The sequence below is a fragment of the Isoptericola sp. NPDC057391 genome, assembly GCF_042668085.1.
Taxonomy (GTDB): Bacteria; Actinomycetota; Actinomycetes; order Actinomycetales; family Cellulomonadaceae; genus Isoptericola.
This window is the reverse complement of record NZ_JBHVBO010000242.1, coordinates 1-5,238: the sequence shown is the minus strand read 5'-3', so window position 1 is coordinate 5,238 and position 5,238 is coordinate 1. Positions and strand designations below refer to the sequence as shown.

Below are 5,238 nucleotides of genomic sequence, written 5' to 3'. Positions count from 1 at the left end.
GCGGCCGTCACGGTGCGGCGCTCGCTGGGGACCGAGCGGCGCGACCTCGCGGCGGGTGCGGGCGGTCGCTGGCGCCGGACCGCGGAGCTCGCGGTGGTCGGGGTCGCGGCGCTCGCGGCCGTGCTCCTGGCGCGCCGCGGCGTCGTCGGGGGCGCGGGCGACGGCGGGGTCGACCCGCTGGTGGCGGCGACCCCGCTGCTCGTGGCGGCCGCGGCCGCCGTGGTCGCCGTGCGCGTGATCCCGCTGCTGGCGAGGGGCCTCGAGCGGCTGCTGTCGCGGCGACGCGACCTCGTGCCCTTCCTGGGGGCGGCGCGGGCCACCCGCGCGCCGGCCGGCGGCGTCGTGCCCGCGCTCGCCCTGGTGCTCGCGGTCTCCGTGGGGGCGTCGTCGGCGGTGCTGCTGTCCACCGTGGACGCCGGGGTGGAGCGTCAGGCGCACGTCGAGCTCGGGGCCGACCTGCGGGTCTCGGGGCCCGCGCTGGGCGAGGAGGTCGTGTCGACGTTGCGCGGGGTCGACGGCGTCGCGGCGGTGGCGACGGCGGCCCGCGTGCCCGAGACGGCGCACCTGAGGTCGCCGGACGGGGGGAGCCGCTCGGTGCAGGTGGTCGCCGTGGACGCGGCAGAGCTCGCCGCGGTGCAGGCCGGCGTGCCGGACGCGCCGCTCGACGTCGCGGAGCTGGCCCGCCCGGCCGGCGACGGGGCCCTGCCGGTCCTCTCGCTGCGGGTCCCGGACGTCGAGGCGGGCACCACGGGCCTCGTCCTCGACCTGCAGGACGAGAGCGCCGACGTCGTGGTGGTGGGCGCGACCGACCGGGTGCCCGGCGTGATCGACGCGCCGTCGACCCTCGTGCTCGACGCGGGCGTCCTCGCCGGCCCGCTCGACATGGCGACCGAGCCGCGCACGGCCCTGGTGGCGCTCGACGACGGCGCGGTCCCGGCACAGGTCGCCGCGGCGCTGCGCGACGCGGTGCCGGGGGCCACCGTCGACGACCGCACCACGGTCGCCGCGGAGCTGCTCGAGTCGCCGGCCGCCCGGGGTATCGCGACCGGCGCGCGGGTCTCCGTCGCCCTGGCGGGGGTGCTCGTCGCGCTCACCGTGGCCCTCACGCTGGTGCTGGCCGCCCCGGACCGGGAGCGCCTGCTCGCGGTGCTGCGCTCGATGGGGGTGCGGCGCTCGGAGTCGCGCGGTCTCGTCGCGTGGGAGGTGGCGCCCTGGGCCCTGGGGGCGCTCGTCGTCGGCGCGCTGGTCGGGGTCGCGGTGCCCGCCCTGCTGCGCGCCCGCGTGGACCTCACCGCGCTGACCGGGGGCGGACCGCAGCCCGCGCTCACGGTCGACCCGGTGCTCGTGGTGGGGGGAGTGGCCGGCTTCGTGGCGACGGTGGTGGTCGGGGCCGTGCTCGCGACGGTCGTCGGGCGCCGCGGCGCGACGCCGGAGCGGTTGCGGGAGACGGCGGAATGAGGGAGGACGGCTGATGGGCGACGGCATCGGGGAACGCGGTGACGGGAGCGCGGTGGCGAGATGGTGGTGACGACATGGTGGTGACCGAGGAGACCGGGTGGCCGGCGGCCGACGCCGCCCGGCCGGAGCCCGACGAGATCCGGTGCCGCGGTCTGGTGCGCATCTTCGCCACGGACGGCATCGAGGTGCAGGCGCTGCAGGGGCTGGACCTGGCCGTCGACCGTGGGGGCCTGGTCGCCGTGGTCGGGGCGTCGGGGTCGGGCAAGTCGACGCTGCTCAACATCCTGTCCGGCATGGACCTGCCCACAGCGGGCTCCGCCGTGGTCGCGGGCACGGACCTCCTGACGATGTCGCGGCGCGACCGCGTGCGCTACCAGCGCTCCACCGTCGGGTTCGTCTGGCAGCAGACCGGGCGGAACCTGCTCCCGTACCTCACGGCGGCCGAGAACGTCAGGGTGCCGCTCGAGATCGCCCGCAGCGGCTCCCGGGCGGCGCGGGCGGCGCGCGTGACCGAGCTGCTGGAGCTGCTGGACGTCGGGCACGTGGCCGACCGGCTCCCCGGCGAGATGTCGGGCGGGCAGCAGCAGCGAGTGGCGATCGCCGTCGCGGTGGCGGGCGCACCGCGGGTGCTGCTCGCGGACGAGCCCACGGGGGAGCTCGACGAGGTGACGAGCGTCGAGGTGCTCGAGGCGCTGCGCGGGGTGAACGCCGCGACCGGCGTGACCACGTTGATCGTCACCCACGACCCCGCCGTCTCCGAGCACGTCGCGCGGACGGTGCAGATCCGTGACGGGCGCACGTCCACCGAGGTGCTGCGCCGCACGGAGGTGGACGAGGACGGCGCGCAGCGGCACGTCGCGGAGGAGTTCGCCGTGCTGGACCGCGTGGGGCGCCTGCAGCTGCCGCAGGACTTCGTCAGCGCCCTGGACCTGCGGGACCGGGTGCGCCTCGCGCTGGAGGACGACCATGTCGAGGTGCGGCCGGACGGCCGGCGCGGACGGCCGCACCGAGAGCCGGGGGAGGGGCGATGAGCGTCACGACGACGACGACGGTGCTGCGCGCGGAGGGCCTCTCGCGCGTCTACGGCAGCGGTGCGGGCGAGGTGCGGGCGCTGGAGGACGTGTCCGTCGAGGTGGGGGCCGGCGAGCTCGTGGTCGTGGTGGGGCCGTCGGGGTCCGGCAAGTCGACGCTGCTGCACCTGCTCGGGGGGCTCGACCGGCCGACCACGGGCACCGTGCACCTCGGCGCCGACCCGGCGGCGCAGGGCCCGGGCGCCGTCGAGCGCGAGCTGGGCGGCCTGGGCGAGGACGAGCTGCACGCGGTGCGCCGCACCGAGATCGGCTTCGTGTTCCAGTCGTTCGGGCTGATCCCGGTGCTGTCGGCGGCGGAGAACGTGGAGGTGCCCCTGCGCCTGGCCCGGGTCGACGCGGCCGAGCGGGCGGCACGGGTCGCCGAGGCGCTCGAGGCCGTCGGCCTCGAGGACCACGCGGAGCAGCGCCCGTACGAGCTCTCTGGCGGCCAGCAGCAGCGGGTCGGCGTGGCGCGGGCGCTGGTCGCCCGCCCGCGGGTGCTCCTCGCCGACGAGCCGACGGGGCAGCTGGACTCGACCACGGCCGCCCGGGTCATGGCCCTGCTGCGCGACCTGGTGCACTCGCGCGGGGTGGCCGCCGTCGTGGCGACCCACGACCCCGAGCTGGTGGCCATGGCGGACCGCGTGCTCGTCGTCCGGGAGGGCCGGTTGGTGACGGTCTGACGGCGTCCGGGGCCGGCCGCCGGTCGTGCCCCGGAGGTTGCGCCCAGATACCGGATTGGTCACGGTTCCGGGTGCAAACGGGGCGAAGGGTATGTCCGGGCCCCGAACCGTGACTAGAGTCACCCGCGCACAGTGCAGTGCGCGGGCACACGCGCCTGCACCTCACCGAGGGGTGATCCCCGCCGGTGAGCGACTCAACTCAGGAGGACACGTGACACCTCGACGACGACTTGCAGGCATCGGGGCCTTCACCCTCGCCTCTGCCCTGCTCCTGTCCGCGTGCGGTGGCGGTTCGGGCAACGACCCCGAGGCCAGCGAGGGCGGCCCGAGCAGCGGGATCATCTCCGTGCAGAACGGCGAGCCGCAGAACCCGCTCATCCCCACGATGACGAACGAGACCAACGGCTCGATGGCCATCTCGAACATCTTCGCGGGCCTCGTCTACTACGACGCTGAGGGCCAGACGCAGAACGACATGGCGGAGTCCATCGACTCCGACGACAACCAGACGTGGACGATCACCATCAAGGACGGCTGGACGTTCACCGACGGCACGCCCGTCACGGCGCAGAGCTACGTCGACGCCTGGAACTACGGCGCCTACGCGCCGAACGCCCAGAACCTCAGCTACTTCTTCGAGCCCATCGAGGGCTTCGCGGACGTGAACTTCGCCGAGGACCAGCTGGACGCGGAGGGCAACCCGAAGGAGGGCGAGAAGCCCGCCTCGGAGACGATGAGCGGCCTCAAGGTCGTCAGCGACACCGAGTTCACGGTGAAGCTCAGCCAGCCGGAGTCGGACTTCCCGCTCCGCCTGGGCTACGCGGCGTTCATGCCGCTGCCCGAGGCGTTCTTCGACAACCCGGACGCCTTCGCCGACGCGCCGATCGGCAACGGCCCGTACCTGGTGGAGAACTGGGTGCACAACGAGGTCATCGAGCTGCGCCCGAACCCCGACTACAAGGGTGAGCGCAAGGCGCAGAACGGTGGCGCCGACCTCGTCGCGTACACCGAGGAGGACACGGCGTACAACGACCTCCTCGGCGGCCAGCTCGACATCGTCAAGAACGTGCCGTCGTCGGCGTTCTCGACGTTCGAGGACGAGCTGGGCGACCGCGCGGTCAACCAGGCCGCGGCCGTGATCCAGGTCGTCAACGTCCCGGAGTACGTCAAGGAGTTCCAGGGCGACGCGGGTCTGCTGCGCCGCAAGGCCATCTCCATGGCGATCGACCGCGACCAGATCACCGAGACGATCTACAACGGCACCCGCACGCCGGCGAAGGACTTCACGTCGCCGGTCATCAACGGCTGGTCCGACAAGGTGCCGGGCAACGAGGTGCTCGAGTACAACCCCGACGAGGCGAAGGCCCTGTGGGCCGAGGCCGAGAGCAAGGACCCGGTCGGGGCCGACTTCACGCTGCAGATCGCCTCGAACGCCGACTCCGACCACCAGACCTGGGTGGACGCCGTCTGCAACAACGTCCGCAGCACGCTCGGCATCGGGTGCGAGTTCGACCCGTACGCCACCTTCGACGAGTTCCTCGACGCCCGTGACAACGAGCAGATCAAGGGCCTCTTCCGCGGCGGCTGGCAGGCCGACTACCCGGCGCTGAGCAACTTCCTCGGGCCGATCTACGGCACGAACGCGGGCTCGAACGACATGGGCTACTCGAACAAGGAGTTCGACGCCAAGATGAAGGAGGGGAACGGCGCGACCGACGAGGCCGCGGCGATCGCCGCCTACCAGGAGGCGCAGACCATCCTGTTCGGTGACATGCCTGGTATCCCGCTGTGGTACCAGAACGCCACCGGTGGCTTCGGCGAGGAGGTCGAGAACGTCGTCTTCGGCTGGGACAGCGACCCGATCCTGTACCAGGTGACGAAGCAGGGCTGAGTCCCGATTCGGTGACGGCCGGCCGCGTCCGGTAGGTTCGCGGCCGGCCCTCCGACGTCTGGAGGGCAGGGTAGACGATCACCTCGCCCACCTGGGCGGAGTCCGAGGGGGTGTCGCGGGTCAGCGCCTGCCGGGC

The 5,238-nt window shown here is 73.9% G+C and carries 4 protein-coding genes; all 4 read left to right on the top strand.

Annotated features, from left to right (window positions below):
* The coding region (locus tag ACFUVW_RS19415; RefSeq protein WP_430572939.1) for an FtsX-like permease family protein at positions 1 to 1,458 on the top strand (1,458 nt) is incomplete at its 5' end.
* An 80-nt stretch (positions 1,459 to 1,538) separates the two neighbouring features.
* Complete coding sequence (locus tag ACFUVW_RS19410) at positions 1,539 to 2,489, top strand: ABC transporter ATP-binding protein (RefSeq protein WP_430572938.1); 951 nt, start codon at positions 1,539 to 1,541, stop codon at positions 2,487 to 2,489.
* The gene (locus ACFUVW_RS19405) at positions 2,486 to 3,211 is read left to right on the top strand and encodes an ABC transporter ATP-binding protein (protein WP_430572937.1); all 726 of its coding nucleotides are present in this window, start codon (positions 2,486 to 2,488) and stop codon (positions 3,209 to 3,211) included. Before ACFUVW_RS19410 ends, ACFUVW_RS19405 begins: the two co-directional genes overlap by 4 nt.
* Positions 3,212 to 3,422: 211 nt before the next feature.
* Positions 3,423 to 5,102 carry an ABC transporter substrate-binding protein gene (locus ACFUVW_RS19400; protein ID WP_430572936.1) on the top strand — a complete coding sequence of 560 codons (1,680 nt, stop codon included), beginning with the start codon at positions 3,423 to 3,425 and terminating at the stop codon, positions 5,100 to 5,102.
* Positions 5,103 to 5,238 lie beyond the last annotated feature (136 nt).